The sequence below is a fragment of the Sphaerisporangium fuscum genome (assembly GCF_018531465.1).
In the GTDB taxonomy this organism is placed as follows: domain Bacteria; phylum Actinomycetota; class Actinomycetes; order Streptosporangiales; family Streptosporangiaceae; genus Sphaerisporangium; species Sphaerisporangium fuscum.
This window is the reverse complement of record NZ_JAHDTF010000012.1, coordinates 21,760-39,368: the sequence shown is the minus strand read 5'-3', so window position 1 is coordinate 39,368 and position 17,609 is coordinate 21,760. Positions and strand designations below refer to the sequence as shown.

At 68.9% G+C, this 17,609-nt stretch carries 19 protein-coding genes; 8 read left to right on the top strand and 11 right to left on the bottom strand.

The window, feature by feature from the left end; translation table 11 throughout:
• Positions 1 to 92: 92 nt before the first annotated feature.
• The 5 genes from KIK05_RS15340 to KIK05_RS15320 all read right to left on the bottom strand — a co-directional run bounded on the left by KIK05_RS15340 (position 93) and on the right by KIK05_RS15320 (position 5,169).
• Positions 93 to 926: a protein phosphatase 2C domain-containing protein gene (locus KIK05_RS15340; protein ID WP_214411386.1), complete on the bottom strand. Its 834-nt coding sequence runs from the start codon at positions 924 to 926 to the stop codon at positions 93 to 95.
• A gap of 1 nt (position 927) precedes the next feature.
• Positions 928 to 1,773, bottom strand: a complete 846-nt coding sequence (locus KIK05_RS15335) for a sigma factor-like helix-turn-helix DNA-binding protein (RefSeq protein ID WP_250562850.1) — start codon at positions 1,771 to 1,773, stop codon at positions 928 to 930.
• A 430-nt stretch (positions 1,774 to 2,203) separates the two neighbouring features.
• On the bottom strand, positions 2,204 to 2,641 hold the full coding sequence (locus tag KIK05_RS15330; protein ID WP_214411385.1) for an ATP-binding protein: 438 nt from the start codon (positions 2,639 to 2,641) through the stop codon (positions 2,204 to 2,206).
• 93 nt (positions 2,642 to 2,734) lie between these two features.
• The gene (locus KIK05_RS15325; RefSeq protein ID WP_214411384.1) at positions 2,735 to 3,577 is read right to left on the bottom strand and encodes a helix-turn-helix domain-containing protein; all 843 of its coding nucleotides are present in this window, start codon (positions 3,575 to 3,577) and stop codon (positions 2,735 to 2,737) included.
• Between the two features lie 1,202 nt (positions 3,578 to 4,779).
• The gene (locus KIK05_RS15320; RefSeq protein WP_250562871.1) at positions 4,780 to 5,169 is read right to left on the bottom strand and encodes a tyrosine-type recombinase/integrase; all 390 of its coding nucleotides are present in this window, start codon (positions 5,167 to 5,169) and stop codon (positions 4,780 to 4,782) included.
• On the opposite strand from KIK05_RS15320, the gene KIK05_RS15315 reads away from it, so the two are divergent.
• Positions 5,168 to 5,545, top strand: a complete 378-nt coding sequence (locus KIK05_RS15315) for a VOC family protein (RefSeq protein WP_250562849.1) — start codon at positions 5,168 to 5,170, stop codon at positions 5,543 to 5,545. The genes KIK05_RS15320 and KIK05_RS15315 overlap by 2 nt on opposite strands.
• Before the next feature lie 141 nt (positions 5,546 to 5,686).
• Here KIK05_RS15315 and KIK05_RS15310 read toward each other — a convergent pair whose 3' ends face one another.
• The 3 genes from KIK05_RS15310 to KIK05_RS15300 form a co-directional block, all read right to left on the bottom strand.
• A complete protein-coding gene (locus tag KIK05_RS15310) occupies positions 5,687 to 5,899 on the bottom strand; it encodes a hypothetical protein (protein WP_214411382.1) in 213 nt (70 codons plus the stop codon).
• Between the two features lie 395 nt (positions 5,900 to 6,294).
• Positions 6,295 to 7,176, bottom strand: a complete 882-nt coding sequence (locus KIK05_RS15305) for a GNAT family N-acetyltransferase (RefSeq protein ID WP_214411381.1) — start codon at positions 7,174 to 7,176, stop codon at positions 6,295 to 6,297.
• Between the two features lie 155 nt (positions 7,177 to 7,331).
• Positions 7,332 to 8,474 carry a DUF418 domain-containing protein gene (locus KIK05_RS15300; protein ID WP_214411380.1) on the bottom strand — a complete coding sequence of 381 codons (1,143 nt, stop codon included), beginning with the start codon at positions 8,472 to 8,474 and terminating at the stop codon, positions 7,332 to 7,334.
• A gap of 119 nt (positions 8,475 to 8,593) precedes the next feature.
• On the opposite strand from KIK05_RS15300, the gene KIK05_RS15295 reads away from it, so the two are divergent.
• The 3 genes from KIK05_RS15295 to KIK05_RS15285 all read left to right on the top strand — a co-directional run bounded on the left by KIK05_RS15295 (position 8,594) and on the right by KIK05_RS15285 (position 12,092).
• On the top strand, positions 8,594 to 9,814 hold the full coding sequence (locus KIK05_RS15295) for a sensor histidine kinase (protein ID WP_308249929.1): 1,221 nt from the start codon (positions 8,594 to 8,596) through the stop codon (positions 9,812 to 9,814).
• A complete protein-coding gene (locus KIK05_RS15290; RefSeq protein WP_214411379.1) occupies positions 9,811 to 10,470 on the top strand; it encodes a response regulator in 660 nt (219 codons plus the stop codon). The genes KIK05_RS15295 and KIK05_RS15290 overlap by 4 nt, the downstream gene beginning before the upstream one ends.
• 392 nt (positions 10,471 to 10,862) lie before the next feature.
• Entirely contained in the window at positions 10,863 to 12,092 is a 1,230-nt protein-coding gene (locus tag KIK05_RS15285; RefSeq protein ID WP_214411378.1) for a sensor histidine kinase, read from the top strand.
• 67 nt (positions 12,093 to 12,159) lie between these two features.
• Here the strand turns inward: KIK05_RS15285 and KIK05_RS15280 are convergent, their stop codons facing one another.
• Positions 12,160 to 12,747, bottom strand: coding sequence for a TetR/AcrR family transcriptional regulator (locus KIK05_RS15280; protein ID WP_214411377.1), 588 nt, complete (start codon positions 12,745 to 12,747; stop codon positions 12,160 to 12,162).
• A 72-nt stretch (positions 12,748 to 12,819) separates the two neighbouring features.
• Here KIK05_RS15280 and KIK05_RS15275 point away from each other — a divergent pair, with 72 nt between their 5' ends.
• From KIK05_RS15275 to KIK05_RS15260, 4 genes are all read left to right on the top strand, one after another.
• Entirely contained in the window at positions 12,820 to 13,629 is an 810-nt protein-coding gene (locus KIK05_RS15275) for a class I SAM-dependent methyltransferase (protein WP_214411376.1), read from the top strand.
• A gap of 57 nt (positions 13,630 to 13,686) precedes the next feature.
• Positions 13,687 to 14,544, top strand: coding sequence for an acyl-CoA thioester hydrolase/BAAT C-terminal domain-containing protein (locus tag KIK05_RS15270; protein ID WP_214411375.1), 858 nt, complete (start codon positions 13,687 to 13,689; stop codon positions 14,542 to 14,544).
• Positions 14,545 to 14,572: 28 nt separating this feature from the next.
• The gene (locus KIK05_RS15265) at positions 14,573 to 15,106 is read left to right on the top strand and encodes a GNAT family N-acetyltransferase (protein WP_214411374.1); all 534 of its coding nucleotides are present in this window, start codon (positions 14,573 to 14,575) and stop codon (positions 15,104 to 15,106) included.
• 463 nt (positions 15,107 to 15,569) lie between these two features.
• Complete coding sequence (locus tag KIK05_RS15260) at positions 15,570 to 16,232, top strand: DUF4097 family beta strand repeat-containing protein (protein ID WP_214411373.1); 663 nt, start codon at positions 15,570 to 15,572, stop codon at positions 16,230 to 16,232.
• A gap of 147 nt (positions 16,233 to 16,379) precedes the next feature.
• On the opposite strand, the gene KIK05_RS15255 is transcribed toward KIK05_RS15260, so the two are convergent.
• Complete coding sequence (locus KIK05_RS15255; protein WP_214411372.1) at positions 16,380 to 16,667, bottom strand: DUF4287 domain-containing protein; 288 nt, start codon at positions 16,665 to 16,667, stop codon at positions 16,380 to 16,382.
• A gap of 81 nt (positions 16,668 to 16,748) precedes the next feature.
• The gene (locus KIK05_RS15250; RefSeq protein ID WP_214411371.1) at positions 16,749 to 17,594 is read right to left on the bottom strand and encodes an alpha/beta fold hydrolase; all 846 of its coding nucleotides are present in this window, start codon (positions 17,592 to 17,594) and stop codon (positions 16,749 to 16,751) included.
• Positions 17,595 to 17,609: the final 15 nt, after the last annotated feature.

The window sequence follows — 17,609 nt, the reverse complement described above, 5'->3', positions numbered from 1 at the left end:
GAGGCGAACTGTCTAGGGGGCTATGCATGAAAGAGTAAACGCTACGGCAAGATTCTGTCTAGGGGGGTCGACGAGGCGAGTTTGAGGCTGTCTCAGCCGGAGCTGTTCACGATCGCATACGCGGCCGTCGCGTCATCGAATGTCTTGCCCCGAGGCCAGCGCCTACCGTCGAGATCCGAGCGCTCAGCCTCTCTCACCCGCCCGATAAGCCCGGCCGGGCCATGCTCGCCAAGGATGCCGAGGCCCTCGCGCCATGTGGCCAGGTGGAACCTATCGAACAGACGAGAGGCTCCATCGCTGAGCAGAGCAGCCGCGCGAACACGGTCGGCGGGGACACTGCCGGTAAGGGCCTGCTCGGCGGCGAGGGGGTCAACTGATGCGACCCAGAACCCCCCGTCACGGTTGCGGTGATGCCGTAGCCCTTCGACGTACTCGCGATGAGCCTGCGCGTGTTCAGGACTCCCGCCGGGCAGAGCATCCATGCGGGCGCGGTAGCGCGCTCCGATCTGCGCCTCGCGGTCGTCGCAGATCACCATCGGCTCGGCCGTGTCGCCCACGTCCAGGACCAGGACCGAGTCAGCCAGGACGAGCCATTCCAGCACGTCACCGGCATGGCGGAGCATGACGACCGTGGCCGAGGGTGACCCGGCGTGGGACAGATCGCAGGTGAAGTCATGCATGGACGTCACGGCCTTGATGCCCTCGGCGAGGGTCTCGGCCAGGGGGTCGGCGCTTTGCGTCATCGAGGCGAGCAACGTCGACCCCAGCATGCGGGAGTACCAGGCCACCCCATGCGAGCAGCCAGATTCCGACCCGGCAGGCGTGCCCGCACCGTCGAGGAGCACCACGGCATCAGCGGTCGCCGCCACGAAATCCTCGTTCGGCCGCGTCGAGCTGGCGGGCTCGGTGGCGAAGGTGACGCGCACGTCAGGACTCCTCGTGCCGGTAGAGCGGGCTGGCAAGTTCCGCCTTCACCGGTTCCCCCGTCGCCGGGTCGTACTCCACCCCCACCACGGTGGAGAACCGCTTGTCGGACACCTGCCCCCACAGCGTGTTGATCTCGCCGACGATCAGGCTGACCACGCCGAGGGTTCCTTGCGGGTGGATACCGGTGAAGACCAGCACGTTGCCTTGCCCGTCCGGCCGGCCGAGGCGCCCGAGGTAGGCGTAATCCACGTTGCTGGCAGGGGTGCTGTCCTCCCCCGACCGGTAGGTGTTCCCGGTGCGGCTGTCGTGCAGCGTCCACGGTCCGTCGTCAGCCTTGACCCACTCCAGTACCGGATCGGACTCATAGAGCGCGCCCATGATCGGCGACAGACGCGGCCCGCAGATGACGATGAGGTTTGGCCGGTTGAGGTCGATCTCTCCGCCGAGGGGGACGTGTTCCAGCTCGACGGCCAGGCCGAAGCCGCGCGCCAGGTCTTCCAGCCGCTTGCCTGCGGTGACGTCTTCCATCGCCACGACCGGACGGGCTTTGATCGCGTCCTGCTTGAGCGGCGTGGCGATCGTGATCGTGCCCGTGCCCAGGAACGCGCCCTCTGGAGCCGGACCGGTGTGACGGATCTGGTGGATACGCCCGCGCGAAAGGCCGGCCTTCTCGGCGATCTGCGCATAGGACATGCCTTGCGCGTGCAGCTCCTGAATCACCCGCCGACGTAGGCGAGCCAGCTCGGTCACCTCCTGCTGCGCAAGGTTGAGTTGCTCGGTGGCAGCACGCAGCAACAGGAAAGGGTCGTCGATCGCGGCGATACGGTCCACGTTGCTGGTCTGCATGTCGGCTCCTCTGTCCAAGCCCACCAAGTCTAGGCCCCTGGACAAAACGGCGTATATCCCCCTCGACAGGAAGGGTTCAAGGTTCTCGCCGGTTCGATAGCTGACCGCGCGGATCGCTGAGCGCCGGTTAGGAACTCCTCGGGGACTCATCGCGTCCCCTCATCGAGCCGAGCCGGAGAGGATGGCCGCCCACAGTTCACGGCCTTGCGCGACACACATGCGATGGGTCTCCGTGATCTCCAGCCCAGGCCATCTCTGCACGGTTCGGCGGATGAACGCCATGCCGCCCGCGTGACACAGCTCGAAGAAGACAGCGCGGCATTCACACGTCCAGGCCACGACCCGTACGCGGGTCGCGTTCGCCGGCGGGAGCCAGACGAGCCGTTCGCAACCGGCCTGCGCAAGCGGTACGTGAGGGCTAAGGCACTCGTCATGCACTCGACGCCCCAGCGCCAGGGAGCGGAGTCGGCGAAGCAGTAGCGGTGTCGACCAGCATCACCGCCCACACGGTGCGTCCGTTCTCGTCCCCGCGGACACCGTAGGAGTCGGCCAGCGTCGCCACCAGGAGCAGCCCACGCCCACCCTCCTGCTCCTCGTCCGGCGACAGCATCGCGGGAGCGCCCGAACCGCCCTCATCGCTGACGCCGAGCCACACGCGATCGTGATGAGCCTGAATCCCGACGTAGAACCGGCCGCCGAACCTCTTACTGGCCGAGTGCCGGATCGCGTTCGTCGCCAGTTCGCTCACGATCAGCTCCGCCGTATCCACCACCGGCCATCCGGAGAGGAACGCGGTCACGAACCGGCGAGCTTCCGTCACCGACGGGGGAGAGGACAGGAAGGATCGAGACATGCGCCATGGGGTCATGGAAGCGCTCCGTCGTCTAGGGGGCTATACGACCACGACGGCAGCGTATGACCAGCGCTAGCAACGCCTCAAGGAATTCGACGCATAAATGCGTCAGTTCTCTGAACGGCTCGTCAACTTGCGGAAATCCGTCCCGATATCTGCCAGCAGGCTCCGCAGCTCATCCCCATACACCGCCGCCCCCGCGAAGGCATCGAACACCTCACGGTGAGCCGACACCTCTGCCTGCTCGGTCACCACGACCTCACCCGTGATCACCTCGGCGACCGACACCGCCCCATCGAAGACCGCGAACCCATGTAGCGGAAAGGCCGGCACCTCCACAGACCACGGCACCACACCAAGCCGCACATGCCCCAGCGTCGACACCTGAGCCAGCCGATCAAGCTGAGCCACCATCAACGACGGCGACCCCGGCCACGTCCGCACCGCTCCCTCGGTCAGGACGAAGGAGAACCGACGCCCCTCCTCGAACAGCACCGCCTGCCCCTGCACGCGGATCGCCGCAGCTTTGGCCGCGTCCTCCTCATCCACCGCACGCCCGACCGTTAACGCCAACCGCGCATACTCCGCCGTCTGCAACAGCGCCGGGATCATTGCCGAAGAAAAACACGCGATCTCACGAGCAGCCCGCACACGCGCAGCATCGGCCGACTCCCGACCAGCCAGACCGCCACGAAGCCGCGCAACCTCATCCCGCAGCCGAGCAACCAGCGCATCCAGCTCTACCCGCTCCGCCAGCCCCAGGCCCAGCGCATCCGACACCCGCTCCACCGTCTCCGGAGTCGGCAGGAGCCCGCCGGTCTCTATCCGCGAGATCGTCGACTGCCCTACGCCTGCACGCTGAGCCAGTTCCTTACCCGTCAGCCCCGCATCCCTGCGCAACCGCCGAACCAACTCGCCCAGCTCACGCAGCCGTCCTCGCCGTTCCTCCACATCGAGCGTTCTACCATCGCCCACCCGAGGTGCACCGATGCTCAGCGCGGATCTTGCCGAATTGTGCTTTTAGGTATCAAGGCGACGGCGCTCCGCGCCGCCGCACGGCCCGCCGCCCGCTCCGCCCGGCCGGGCGTGCGGCGTGGACGCCGGTCCCGACCGGCGGCGGGACTCCGGGCCGCCCGCCGTACACAGCGCCCGCCGCACCAAGCCGCCCCCGCCGACCAGGGACGCGCCGCCGCACAGACGCAGTACATGCAGTCCTGGGTGTAATCGTCGACGGCTCCCCTTGCCACTCTTCCCTGGAGTTCGACCTGTCGGACAAACTTTCTTTTCTCCACAGCTCGGGAAGGGCATTTAGCCTGATCGCCGATGGTGCGACTTGACTGCGAAGAGTAGTTTCCACAGGGATGTCCCCAATTTGTCCACACCCGTCCCCAAGAACGGCACACGTTATCCACAGCGTTATCGACAGGACGCGTTGCCTCTACCGGTTGGACCGGACACACTGTCGTATCGATCAGCCCATGCGTTGATCTGAGAGCTAGAAGGTCGTTCAAAAACGAACGGCCCCCTGCGCCAACAGGGAGCCGCTCTCATGTCCACCCAAGCGGTCAAACAAGGAAGGACGAACGTGAGACTACCGGGACGCTCCAAGGGGGAGAAGCAGGAACCGGCTCCGAAGCCCGAAACGCTTCCCCAGCGATGGGTCCTCATACTCGCAATCTCAACAGCAGTCGGCATCATGGTCGGTGCCGCAAGCGTGAATGTGGGCGCCGGGGTCGGTGCCGGCTCTGGCCTGGCACTCCTGCTCCACAACGTCATGTCCTGAAAGTGTCTCCACCGTCCTCCTCGCTGATCGAGTGTCCCGGTTGAGGCCACCGAGTCAAGGGCGCCTTCGGCGTCGCTTCGCGATCAACTTCGTTGACCCTTGACACGGCGGCCTCGCCCTGGGGATCGGCAGCTACGAGGAGGACGGGGGAGAACCAGGCGACGGCTGGGCACGTCGAGGAGTGACGGCAGCGTTGACGGCAACAGTGCCGAACAACCACTCCTGATCTCTCACGGCCATCACGGTGCCGAGCCTGCCGGAAGCCCTTCGACGGGCAGGGTGATCGAGCTGATAAGGAAGAGGTCCCAGGTTCAAGTCCTGGTAGCCCCACCAGCCAAAACGCCCCGTACGGGTCAACGTACGGGGCGTTTTAGTGCAATGGCTCCTGAAACAGGTCATCGACCTTACGAATGGTGCTTTCCCGGCTCTCCTCGTCGCCGTAGATCTCCATCGTCTCCGAGATCCGGCTGTGGCCAAAGATCTCCATGGCATCACGTGCGGCCACGCCGAGCCTCTTGAGCAGTGACGTGGCCGTGTGCCGGAGATCGTGAAGCCGGATCGGCCGCAGTTCCTCGTCCTTGACGATCCGCTCAACGGAGCGCGCGAGGTTACGCGGTTCGATCGGCGCCCGGACTTGGTCGTGAGCACCTGTCCTGTCTCCACACTCGCAGCCCGTCGCCTGGGGCCTGTCCCGGCCGCCGGTGACTCCGGGCCCTGGGTAGACGTCTGGCGGGTAGATTCCAATCTTGGGAGGCAGCATGGTCGACAAGCCACGGATGACATTGACGGCGACGGTGCTCGGTGCGTCCGATGCCCGCGCCCTGGCGGCCTTCTACCAGCGACTGCTCGGCTGGGCGGTAAAGCAGGAGGAACCTGACTGGGTGACGCTCCGCGCGCCCGACGGAGTGGCGGGGCTGTCGTTTCAGACCGAACCGGCTTACGTCAGGCCGACGTGGCCCGCTGGTCCTGGGGATCAGCAGATGATGATGCACTTGGACATCGAGGTAGACAGCCTGGACACCGCCGGAGCCCATGCGGTCGCGGCAGGGGCAACGCTCGCCGAACACCAGCCCCAAGACGACGTACGGGTCTACCTCGATCCCGCGGGACACCCATTCTGCCTGTGGACCCGGTAGGCAAGGGCATTACCGCCGAACCCGTTTCCACAGGCGGAACCAAGAGCGCCCTGCGGGGCGCTCCGGCTCCGGGATGATCGCCCGTGCACAAGCAGGGCCGTAGGTGGTTGTGGTGCAAGACCTGTCCTGCCGGGCAGGCCTTTATGCGTAGAGGAACCAGAACCCGTTCTCGTAGGAGCACCGGAAGGAGGTCCACCAGCCCCACTGGATGCCCAGGTTTCCGCCGTTGTAGCAGTCGGACTGCAAGTAGTAGGCGTACCGGATACTTTCGGCCTGAGCGGGGGCGGTGGTCATGGACAGCAGTACGCCGGTGGCCAGAGCGGCGGAGACGAGTAGGGCCCGTAGCTTGCGCATCCGATTCCTCCAAGGGGCATCGCACGAGGGACGCTGTCGCGGAGAACCTGCAGACCGCTGACAGGTCGAGGACTGGTGGGCGGTACTCGCACTATCGCATCGGTGATCGGCGCCGAACAGGTGGCGGCCCTTCCGCGTAACGGGCGACGGACGTGACCACGGCCGATGGGAGGGGCGGCGGGTGAAGAGCGTGAAAGATTCATCGGGACCCCGTCAGGGCGTGGCGCTCACGATAATTCGCTCGCCGCTGCCGTCTCGGCGGAGTCAGCCTCTGGCGAGGTCGAGAGCGGCATCCACTGGCGGAAGTACAGCGGGCTGAAGAGAAGCGACGGCCTGCCTGACGGTGCAGGGCCGCTGGTGGGCGGTGAGCGCGTCTCTTCAGCCCGCCGGCCGGATCAGAGGTCGAGCTGGTAGCCGTAGACCTGGTGAGTCGGCGTGTAGCCCAACCTGTCGTTGACGGCGCGCATGTAGCGGTTGCTGTCGGCGGTGTCGGTCAGCAGGCCGTCCAGAGCAGGGTGGCGCTCCCTCGCCTGCCGGATCGCCTCGGCCTTCATCCACAGGCTGAGGCCGTGGCCGCGATGTTCGGGCAGGACGCCCGTGCCGTAGTGCTGGCCGTCGCCCGTGCCGTCGCCCCGGACGACCAGTTCGGTGAAGCCGGCGATCGAGCCGTCCGACTCGTCGACGGCGACGACGGTGTGCAGCAGGTCGCCGCGTTCGCCGACGGTCCGGGCCACGGCCCGGACGCGGTCGACGTCCCAGGTTTCGATGCCGTGGTCGGTGTCGTCCATCGGCATGTCGTCCATCGCTCTGCGGGACGCGGCGAAGGTCACGGCGAGCTCGTCCGGGACCACGCCGTCCCACGACGCCAGCCTGTAGCCGGGGTGGGGCCGTTCGACGATCTCGGCGAGTTCCTCCAGGTCGACCTGCTTCAGCGGCAGCCGGGCGTACGTCAGGGTGAGGACCCGGCGGAAGTCCCGGGCACGCAGGAACAGATCGCCGGGTGAGCCGGCCTCGACCTGGGTGAGAACGGAGCGCCGGCCGTCGCCGCGGGCCGCCTCCGTGGCGGCCGCGAGCAGGAGGGTGCCGACGCCGCGTCGCCGTTCGGCGGGATGGACGGCGAGGTCGAGTTCGGCCCGGTGGGTCTGGCCCGGCCGGGTGAACAGGCGCAGGAACGCCGAACCGACGGGAGTCCCGTCCGGGTGGGACGCCAGCCAGGCGAGGCGATGGCTGGAGTGGGTGCGGACGGGGTCGGTCAGCGGGGTGATGCCAATGGACACAGTGTCTCCGTCGTGGGGATGTGGATCAGGGCAGGGTGCGAGGTCGGCTGGAAGAAGCTCCTGCGCATGTGCCGTACACCTCCTTCACGACGAGCCCGCCGAAACGCGGGCGACTGGCGGAACGTACTGCGCCGGCCTGGCGCGCGGCAACCGAATTACGAACCGCCGCGGCGCAGGGGCGGGCGGCGTGCCCAGGTGGCCCAGCGCCAGAGCCATTCCAGCGGGCCCTGCGTGTAGCGGCGCAGCCAGAGCGTGGACCATCCCCACTGGACGGTCAGGATGGCACCGGCGATCAGCAGAATCGTCGTCAGGGGCCAGGTGTGCGGCGAGGTGCCGATGATGTGGGCGATCGCCAGGACGAGGACGGTGGCGCTCAGGTAGTTCGTCAGCGCCATGCGCCCCAGCGGTGCGAACACGGCCCGCAGCACCGGCCGTAGCGATGTCCTGAGCAGGACCAGCATGGTGCACACGTACGCCCCGGCGATCAGCAGTCCGGCCCCGGACATGGCGACGGTGAACGACGAGCCGCTCGCGCCGTCGGCCTGCCACCATGCGAGGGGCGCCGCGCCCGCCGCCAGGGCCGGGGCCAGCACGGCCGGCACCCGCGTCGATCGCTCGAGGCGGTCGACCACGCCGTAGCGGACGAGCGCCGAACCCAGCAGGAACAGTCCGGCGATCAGGACGAACCTGTCGGCGTGGACGAACAGCGAGGCCGGGATGAGCACGGCGGCCAGAGCGGCGACGGCCCAGCGGGGCAGCCAGGACGACGGCAGCAGCACCAGCAGACCGACGACGGCGTAGGTGCTCAGGATGTCCCCCAGCCACAGCAGCAGGAAGTGCGCCAGGCCGAGCGCGAGCAGCACCAGGAGCCGGCGCAGCAGCATCAGCCGCGGGCGGGCGGTGCGTCCCGCGGCCGAGCCGAGCAGCAGCGAGAACCCGATGCCGAACAGCAGGGAGAAGATCGGGAAGAAGCGCTGCTCGACGAGCAGGCCCATCCACATCTCCCCCTGGCTCGCCGGCCGGTCCGACGCCAGGACGTCGCCGAAGCCCCCCGCGGCCGCGATGGGCTGGACGTTGGCCACGAGGATCCCGCACAGGGCGAACCCGCGGATCACGTCGAGCGCGACGATGCGCACCCGGCCGCCGGAGGTGGCGGCGCTACCACTCGGGCCGCCCGTGCCCGGACGGTCGAGCGGCCGGGCCGGGGGGACCGAGGGGGCAGAGTCCGAGTCGTCGGGGCGCCGCCGCCGCGCGGGCTTGGGCGCTCGCACGTGGGGGAAGAGCGTTTCGTCTGACATGGGGCCTCATCCTGCGTTCCCGGCACGGCGCGGGTATCGGTCGAAAGCAGGGCCGTACGGCGGCCGACGGTACTTTCGGCCGGTGCGGCACCCGGGCCGGGATCCCTAGCGTGACCGGCGTGAGCGTTCGGAAATGGTGGGCCGCACGGGCCGGGTCGCCTGGGCTGGACGGGGTGGACGTCCGGAGGTGGTGGGCCGGGTCGCCCGGGTTGAGCGGTGTGCGCGGGCTCGTCACCGACGTCGGGCTCGCCGTCGTGTCCGTGGTGCTGCTCGCCTTCACGGCGTACCGCGTCGCGGGGAGCTGGGGCGGCGACTACTGGCCGTTCGGCTGCGCCGCCGGAGCGGTGGTGGGCGCGATCGCCCTGGCGCGGCGGCGCGGCCGGGCATGGGCGGCGGTCGCGGGCTTCGCCGTGGCGGCGGCCGCCGTTCTGGCGGCCCGGTTCGCCCATCTGCCGGCCGAGCCCGGCCCCGCCATGGCGGTGGCCCTGGCCGTGCTGGTCGGCTCCGCCGTCAGGACGCTGCCGGTCCCGTCGGCGTGCGCGGTGGCGGCCGGAGGGCTGGCCGTGGCGGCCGGCAGCATGCTCTCCTCGCATTCGTCCACGTCAGGCGTCCCGAGCGTGATGGTGCTGAACGTCATGGGATGGCTCGCCGCCCTCGCGGCCGGGCTGTGCGCGCGGCTGATCGCCGCCCGCCGCCGGGCCGTGGTCGAGGAAGTGCGCCGCGACGAGCGCCTGGAGCTGGCCCGGGAACTGCACGACGTCCTCGCCCACCACGTCACCGGCATCGTGCTGCGGGCCCAGGCCGCCCGTCTGACGGCGCGCAGGCACCCCGAGACGGTGGACGGCTCGCTGGCGGACATCGAGGCCGCGGGCTCCGGTGCGCTCGCCGCGACGCGCCGCGTCGTCGGCCTGCTGCGTGACGTGGGCGACGGGGCGCCGGCCCGGCTCGGCCTCGAGGGGCTCGCCGAGTTGGTCGCCCGCTTCGACGGCCGGGGACCCGAGGTACGCCTGCGGGCGGCCGCCGACGAGGCGGCGTGGCCTCCGGGGGTGGCCGGCACGGTCTACCGGATCGTCCAGGAAGCGCTGACGAACGTGGCCCGCCATGCTCCGCGCGCCCGCTCGGTCACCGTCGGCGTGGAGCAGGACGGGGAGAGGGTCACCGTCGAGGTCGTGGACGACGGTCCGCCGGTCTTCGCGCGGCGCGGCCGCCGGGCCGGGTACGGCCTGGTCGGGATGCGTGAACGCGTCGAGGCCCTCGGCGGCACGCTGCGCGCCGGCCCGCGTCCGGGGAACGGCTGGTCGGTGTCCGCGACCCTGCCCGTCCGGGACGCCACGAAATGACCATCAGGGTGCTGGTGGCCGACGACCAGGCGATGATCCGCGGCTGTCTGCGGATCATCCTCGAGGACCAGCCCGACATCGCCGTCGTCGCCGAGGCCCGCGACGGCGCCGAGGCGGTCGCCCTGGCCAGGAGTCTCCGGCCGGACGTGTGCCTCGTGGACGTCCAGATGCCTCGTCTCGACGGCATCGACGTCACCCGCGCCCTGGCAGGGCCCGGTGTCCCCGACCCGCTGCGGGTGATCGTGGTCACCACCTTCGACCTCGACGAGTACGTCTACGGCGCGCTGCGCGGCGGCGCTGTCGGCTTCGTCCTGAAGGACGCCGGACCGACCCTGCTCGTCGAGGCCGTCCGCGCCGCGCACGCCGGGGAGGCGTTGATCTCCCCGTCGGTCACCCTCCGGCTGCTGCGCCACCTGACGGTCGCCGAGGCGCCACCGGCCCGCCGGCCGGCCCAGCCGTTGTCCGGGCGGGAGACCGAGGTCGTCCGGGCGATCGCCCGAGGCCGTACCAACCAGGAGATCGCCGCCGAGTTGCTCATCTCGCTGAGCACCGTCAAGGGCCACATCTCTCACATTCAGGGCAAGCTCGGGGGGCGCAACCGGGTCGGGATCGCGGTTTGGGCGTGGGAGAACCATCTGATGGACCCCGAGATGTGAGCGGTCCGATCCCGATCCTCCTCAGGTGGGCTCGCCAGCAGGGCGGGTACCTGTCCGGGCTCGGCCGCGGCGACTTTCCGCCGACGGTGACCTCCGGTTGTCCGAGTACCTGCCCGCGTGTCACTTGTAGCCCCTTCCCGAAACGTCTGGCAGTGCTTCTGTAAGCGATTGTGCGAGCGCCGGGACCTGGGATTTCCGCTGGTCGAGGTCGTGGTTCCGGAAAGGCGGCACGCTCCGCTTCGTGCCGGGCTTTGCCGGACGATATGCACGGACGAGAGATATCGAAGACCCGTCAGAATGGGCTCCGGTATTTCTCGGCTTACCCGGTGGTCGAACTTTATGTGATCGGTTAGTCTCTGGACGGTCAAGTCGCGACCGGGGGACATCTGATGATGAAGGCGCGCTCTGAGCAGGGTGATGACCAGCGGTTACAGGGCGCGCCGCACCGGGAGATACGGCTGGCGCCCCGCCTGGCCAAGGTCATCGTCACGGTGGTGTTCTGCGGCTTCGCCCTTGTCGACATCATCAGGTTCGTCGGATCGACACCGCGGGCCCAGGGGGTCTGGATCATCGTCGGGGGCGTCCTGATCGTCGTCCTCCTGCTCATGCAGCTACTGCACTTCGGTCGCGCCTCGTCACGGCGCGATCCACGGCGGCGGCTGACGATGCTGTTCCTGCAGGCCGCGCTGGTCTACCTGCCGTTCCACTGGCTGGGGCCCGGGTGGCTGGCGATGCCGAGTTTCGTCGCCAGCAACGCCCTTCTCGTGCTCACGCCGGGGCCCGCCTGGACGATCTTCTCGGTGGTCATCGTCGGAGACGTGGCGCTCCAGGCCATCTACGACGCGAGCGCGCTGTCCCTGGCCTACGTGGCCACCTCGACGGTGATCACGGCGCTGGTGGTGTACGGACTGACCCGGATGTCCGAACTCGTCACGGAGGTGTACCACTCGCGCATCGCGCTGGCGCAGATGGCCGTGGAACAGGAGCGCGTCCGCTTCGCCCGCGACCTGCACGACCTGCTCGGATACAGCCTTTCCACCATCGCCTTGAAGACCGAGCTCGCCCACCGCCTGGGCAAGGAGAACTGGGAGCGTACGAACGAGGAACTCCTGGACGTCCTGCGGATCTCTCGCCAGGCCCTCGCCGACGTGCGGGAGGTCTCCAGCGGCTACCGGCGGATGTCGCTGGAGGACGAGCTGCGGGCGGCCGAGTCGATTCTCGCGGCCGCCGAGATCGAGCCGACCGTGACGGCCGATTCGCTCGACTTCTCCGCGCTCTCGGAGCGCGCCGGCACCGTACTGGCGACCGTGCTGCGCGAGGGCATCACGAACCTTCTGCGGCACAGCGACGCCCGTCACTGCACCATCAGCCTCGGGCACGAGGGCGCGTCCGACGACGGGGTGGTGCGGCTGTCGCTGCGCAACGACGGCGTCCGCGCCGAGCCGTTGGAGGAGGCCGGGGCGTCCGGCCGGGCGGGCACCGGCATCCTCAACCTGACGACGCGGGTCGAGGCCCTGGGGGGACGGCTGGTGGCGGGGGTCGGCCGCGACGGGTGGTTCCACCTGGACGCCGAGGTGCGCACCCGTCCTCCGGGGCCCGCCGGCGCGGCGCCGGATCGGTGAGCGCACCATAACCTCACCGACAGAGTGCTGCCGCCGCCGGGCACGATCTGCTGATCACCTGCTGTGGTCACCGTACGACGGGGGCGATGACCGTGGTGACGATCTTCTGGACGGCTTCGGGCTCGGGCCGGGTGCTCTTCCGGTCGGCGAAGAGCAGGTGGCTCGCCCCGAGCAGCGTGGGGGCGAGGGTCTCGATGTCCGCGTCGGCCGAGATGCGGCCCAGGTCGCGCTCGGCGGTGAGGTAGGAGGCGACCATCGCGGCGGCCTCCGTCAGGAGCGGGATGCCGGTCGGCCGGTCCTGGCGGAGCCGGGCGCGCAGGTCGTCGCGGAAGATGATGAGGCTGACGATCGCCACGGCGACCGACCCGAACAGGGTCGTCAGTGCGCCGGTGAGGTTGCCGATGACGGTGCCGGTTCCGGCCGACTCGCGCAGGGCGGCGGCCTGGGCGTCGAGCCGGGCGATGCGGTCGAGCACGAGCTCGGCGAGGAACGCGTCGAAGTCGGCGAAGTGCCGGTGGAGGACGCCTTTGGCGCAGCCCGCCTCGGTGGTGACCGCCCGGCTGGTCAGGGCGCTCGGCCCGTCGAAGAGCAGGATGCGCTCGGCGGCGTCGAAGAGCTGCTCACGCGCGTCGCGAAGAGCTACTCCCGTGGGCATCGCGCTTCTCCTTCCTCTTGCCCGGCTTCACCAGATTGACATAGTGGGCAAGCGCCCGTTTATAGTGGGCGCATGCCCACTATAAACCAGGCTCCTGACCCCGAACCCCATCGCGCCCGGCACATGGCGGAGTCGTTCGGCGTGGACGTCGAACGGTACGACCGGACCCGCCCCCACTACCCCGACGCGATGGTGGAGCAGATCGTCGCCGCCAGCCCGGGGCCGGACGTCCTCGACGTCGGCTGCGGCACCGGCATAGCGTCCCGGCAGTTCCAGGCGGCCGGCTGCAAGGTGCTCGGGGTCGAACCCGACGCGCGGATGGCCGACTTCGCGCGGGGCACCGGCATCGAGGTCGAGGTGGCGACGTTCGAAGCCTGGGACCCCGCCGACCGCACCTTCGACGCGGTCATCGCCGGGACGGCCTGGCACTGGGTGAACCCGGTCGCGGGAGCGGCCAAGGCGGCACAGGTCCTACGCCCAGGCGGGCGGCTGGCGCTCTTCTGGCACGTGTTCGAGCTTCCGCCGGAGGTGGCGGAAGCCCTTGCCGCGGTCTACAAGCGGGTGCTGCCCGACTCGCCGTTCAACCACCAGTCGACCAGGTCGGCCATGGACGCGTACCAGGTGATGTTCACCAAAGCCTCCGACGGGATCGGGCAGGTGGGCGGGTTCACCGAGCCGGAGCAGTGGCGGTTCGACTGGCGGCGGTCCTACAGCCGGGACGAGTGGCTGGACCAGCTCCCCACCCAGGGCATCCTCACCCAGCTTCCACCGGACAAACTGACGGAGATCCTGACGAGCGTCGGCACCGCCATCGACGCCATGGGCGGACATTTCACGATGAACTACACCACCGTGGCCGTCACCGCCGTCCTATCCGCCTGAAGTCTCTTCTGGCGCCCAGCCGTCCGGCGATGGCGACCGCTGCGATAAGAAGTACGGGTGGAGATCGTCGAGGAGCCTTTCGCCGGCCCCTACGAGGGAGTCATGATCAGCCCTCGTGGGGACGGCGAGGTGGGGGTCCTCGTCCTGGCCGGTTCGAGCGGACGCATCGACGTGGAACGGGCGCGCCTACTGGCCCGGCACGGCGCGGTGGCGTTGTCGATTCGCTGGTTCGGCGGTCCAGGACAACCACCGGGCATCTGTGAAGTCTCCTTGGAGACCTTCGTCACCGCTGTCGATCTGCTGGTGGACGCCGGGGTGCGGCGTGTCGGCGTCGTGGGCCTTTCCAAAGGCGCCGAGGCGGCGCTGCTCACTGCGGGAGTCGATCCGCGCGTCGACGCGGTGGTCGCCCTGTCGCCCACCTCGATGGTCTGGGCGAATGTCGGCCCCGGGCTCGATGGCCGTACCCACCCGTACCGATCTTCATGGACGTGGCGGGGCGAGCCGGTGCCGTTCGTCCCCTATGACGACACCTGGTCTCCCGCGGAGCCGGAAGGCCCGCCGACGGCTTGCCGCGCCCTCTACGAGAGCAGCCGCGCCCGCTTCCCCCGAGCGGCGGAGGCGGCAGCCATCCCCATTGAGCGGGCGGACTGCGAGCTGCTGCTTGTGGCCGGTGCGGACGACCAGATGTGGCCCTCATTGCCCTATGCCGAAGAGCTGGCCGCCCGCCGCCTGGCCGTGGGACGTCCCGCGCGCATCGTCAGCAGCCGGGACGCCGGCCATCGTCCCCGTCTGCCTGGGGAGTCGCCTTCCCCCGAGTCGGCGAAGTACCTGTACGGAGGCTCGGCGAACGCGGACGCTGCTCTTGGGACGGTCGCCTGGCCCCACATCCTCCAGACCCTCCAGCTCACGCCGTGACCTGTGCCGGAAATGCGACCATCGTCGCATGCAGGATCGAAGCCGTCACGAGCTACTGACCGAGAGACTTTCGCTGCGGCGGCCGGTGCCGGACGACGTCGCCGCGATTCTCGCCATCCACAGCGATCCCCCCACCTGCGCCCACAATCCCTCGGACGCCCTGTCTCGCCGTCAGGAGGCCCTGGAGCTCTTCCAGCGTTGGAGTGATCATTGGCGACGCTTCGGCTACGGCTACTGGGTGGTGCGACGACGCGGCTCGGATCATCAACTGGGGTTCTGCGGGGTCAAGTCCATGGATTTGAACGGCATGAGCGTACTCAACCTCTTTTACCGCTTCGAGGCCTCCTCGTGGGGCCAGGGGCTGGCCGGTCAGGCCGCGACCGCGGTAGTCGAATGGGCGTCCGTGCGTGTTCCCGATCTGCCCGTCATCGCGCGCGTGCGCCCGGCCAACATCGCCTCTCAGCGGGTGGCCGTGCGCGCCGGTCTGCTGCGCGCCGGGCATCTGGACACGAACGGCGAGGACGGCCTGGACTGGATCTTCGCCAAGAACCTGCCCGACTGACCGAGGCGCACCGCCGTAGCGGAGGCCTCCAGGCCCCGGCGAATCCACGCCGCCGTAGCGGAGGCCTCCAGGCCCGGCGAATCCACGCCGCCGCCCACGAAAAGGTGCCCTCGGCTCGCTTCGTTCGCGGCGCCTCTCACTCACCCGGTACCCATCGCACCGCAGTGGCTCCGCGTCGCGTTCGTAGGGCTGCGCCGACGCCCTGTCTACGTCGGTGGGTGCGCTGTTGGGCGGCGCTGCCAGGTGCTGTCCGACACCTCCCGCCATAGCGTTCACCTTCACCACATTGCAACGAACGATCAGCTGTCATTGCATTAACTGCGAAGACCGTTGCAACAATTTAGCTGTAATGACCTGCAAAAATGCCTATTTCACGCAACACAGGCGTTGTGAAGATCTGGAAAGCAACGTAGCGTTTCTGACGTCAGAAACAACGCGGCAAGCGCAACACCAGGAGCACACCATGAACAAGTTCGACACCCCCGCCCCGATCACCACCGTCCTGAACATTCCCGCCGGACGCGTCCAGCTCATCGCCGCCGACCGCACCGACACCACCGTCGAGATCCAGCCCGCCAACGCCGCCAAGAGCCGCGACGTCAAAGCAGCCGAACAGACCACCGTCGAATACGCCGACGGCGTCCTTCGCATCCAGACCCCGGCGAAGAACCAGTACCTCGGCCCCACCGGAGCCATCGAGGTGACGGTGAAGCTGCCCACCGGCTCCCACATCGACGCCAAGACCGCCAGCGCCGAACTGCGCACCCTCGGCCGCCTCGGCGACGTCACCTTCGACGGCGCCTACCGCCACATCAAGCTCGACCAGACCGCGAGTCTGCACCTCACCGCCACCGACGGCGACATCGAAATCGGCCGCCTGGACGGCCCCGCCCAGATCAGCACCGCACGCGGCGACATCCGCATCATCCAAGCCACCACCGGCAACCTCGAGCTGCGCACCCAGTCCGGCGACATCACCGTCACCGCGGCCCCCGGCGTCTCAGCCTCCCTCGACGCCGGCACCTCCTACGGCCGTATTACCAACACCCTCAAGAACAACGGCACCCCCGAGCTGACCATCCACGCCACCACCTCCAACGGCGACATCACCGCCCACAGCCTCTGACCCGCAGCCATGCCGCAAGGCCCGACCACCAACCAACCGAACAGGGCCGTCAGACCAACCGGTCTGACGGCCCTGAACCTTTCCGCCGCCGCCTCAACTCTCGGACAGAGCCGGCCCGGCTGGAACTCGACCGGCTCCAGCACTTTGTCAGGGCCGGTTGTTCTTGCCGTCCAGCCACAGCGTGTCGGACTCGTCCCGATGGGACCCGGAGCTGCCGACGTGCTTGGCGTCGATCTGCGGCCCCTTCTTGATCACGTGCACCAGCGCCATCGCGTGGCCACGCCCAAGGTCGTAGTCCTGCTTGAGCCAGTCGATGATCACTCCGGCCTTGGTGGACGGGTCGTCGAAGCCGCGCTCCTTCGCCAGGGCGATGAACTCACGTGGTGTCAGTCCGGTCTTGTCCTCGATGTTGTCGAGGTAGGCCTGGAACGACATTGCTTTCTCTCCGTTCTGCTGCGGACATATCGCCCGTGGTGCCCGATCGATGGTCGTCCAGGGTGGACCTGGGCGGGGAGCCTACCTGGTTCGCGCTCCGGCGAGCCGGGTGAAGGTGTCGTGGAGGATCTCGGCGCAGGCGACGGGGTCCGTGGTGGGACCCTGGTGATCACCAGGGAATTCGGTCGCCTTGATGTCGAGCCGTTGGGCCAGCGCCAGGGCCGACCGCAGGGGGACGCCCGCGGGCGAGGCGGCTCCCACGCCTACGGCGATCGGCACGGAGCCGGCACGTAGCGCGGCGACGTCGGGCTCGAAACGCAGCACCGGCAACAGCACATGGGCGAAGAAGTAGTCGAGGTTCCCCTGGATCCGGCCCATCATCTCCAGCGCCTCGGGAGGGAGCCGGGAGGGGTCCGGCATCGCGGGGGGAGCACCGTCGTCCCCCGCGATGGTGGCCACGAACTTCTGCATCGCGGCCCCCGGACCCTCGCTGCGGTAGGTGTCGTGAACCTCTTGGAACGTCGCCCGCCAGTGCGCACTGTCCGGCAGGAACTCCGGGATCGGGGGTTCATGGGCCACCAGGGCACGCACCTGCTCAGGGTGACGTGCCGCCAGATCGAGCCCGGTGAGCGCGCCACCGCTGGTGCCCAGTACGTAGGCGGGTTCGCCGCCGAGGGCTGCGAGCAGGTGGTGCGCGTCCTCACCGAAGGTCGCGACGCTCTGGTCCTCGGGCGGCCCGGTCAGGCTGCTGCGGGACAGCCCGCGCTGGTCGTACGTGACGACGGTGTAGCGGTCGGAGAGCAGTGCGGCGAGCCCGGCCAGTGCCCCGGCATCGGCGGGGGCACCCGGGATCATCAGCAGCAGCGGGCCGGATCCGCTGACCTCGTAGTGCAGTCGTGCTCCGGGAACCTGGAGTGTCTCGTTCATGGATGGTGCCGTTCT

What these genes read in the sequence shown, in the direction of transcription:
- KIK05_RS15335 (WP_250562850.1), bottom strand. Translation starts at nt 1,773, where the DNA reads ATGCAGACCAGCAACGTGGACCGTATCGCCGCGATCGACGACCCTTTC.
- KIK05_RS15330 (WP_214411385.1), bottom strand. Translation starts at nt 2,641, where the DNA reads ATGACCCCATGGCGCATGTCTCGATCCTTCCTGTCCTCTCCCCCGTCG.
- KIK05_RS15315 (WP_250562849.1), top strand. Translation starts at nt 5,168, where the DNA reads ATGGTCGACAAGCCACGGATGACATTGACGGCGACGGTGCTCGGTGCG.
- KIK05_RS15320 (WP_250562871.1), bottom strand. Translation starts at nt 5,169, where the DNA reads ATGCTGCCTCCCAAGATTGGAATCTACCCGCCAGACGTCTACCCAGGG.
- KIK05_RS15310 (WP_214411382.1), bottom strand. Translation starts at nt 5,899, where the DNA reads ATGCGCAAGCTACGGGCCCTACTCGTCTCCGCCGCTCTGGCCACCGGC.
- KIK05_RS15300 (WP_214411380.1), bottom strand. Translation starts at nt 8,474, where the DNA reads ATGTCAGACGAAACGCTCTTCCCCCACGTGCGAGCGCCCAAGCCCGCG.
- KIK05_RS15290 (WP_214411379.1), top strand. Translation starts at nt 9,811, where the DNA reads ATGACCATCAGGGTGCTGGTGGCCGACGACCAGGCGATGATCCGCGGC.
- KIK05_RS15285 (WP_214411378.1), top strand. Translation starts at nt 10,863, where the DNA reads ATGAAGGCGCGCTCTGAGCAGGGTGATGACCAGCGGTTACAGGGCGCG.
- KIK05_RS15280 (WP_214411377.1), bottom strand. Translation starts at nt 12,747, where the DNA reads ATGCCCACGGGAGTAGCTCTTCGCGACGCGCGTGAGCAGCTCTTCGAC.
- KIK05_RS15275 (WP_214411376.1), top strand. Translation starts at nt 12,820, where the DNA reads ATGCCCACTATAAACCAGGCTCCTGACCCCGAACCCCATCGCGCCCGG.
- KIK05_RS15265 (WP_214411374.1), top strand. Translation starts at nt 14,573, where the DNA reads ATGCAGGATCGAAGCCGTCACGAGCTACTGACCGAGAGACTTTCGCTG.
- KIK05_RS15260 (WP_214411373.1), top strand. Translation starts at nt 15,570, where the DNA reads ATGAACAAGTTCGACACCCCCGCCCCGATCACCACCGTCCTGAACATT.
- KIK05_RS15255 (WP_214411372.1), bottom strand. Translation starts at nt 16,667, where the DNA reads ATGTCGTTCCAGGCCTACCTCGACAACATCGAGGACAAGACCGGACTG.
- KIK05_RS15250 (WP_214411371.1), bottom strand. Translation starts at nt 17,594, where the DNA reads ATGAACGAGACACTCCAGGTTCCCGGAGCACGACTGCACTACGAGGTC.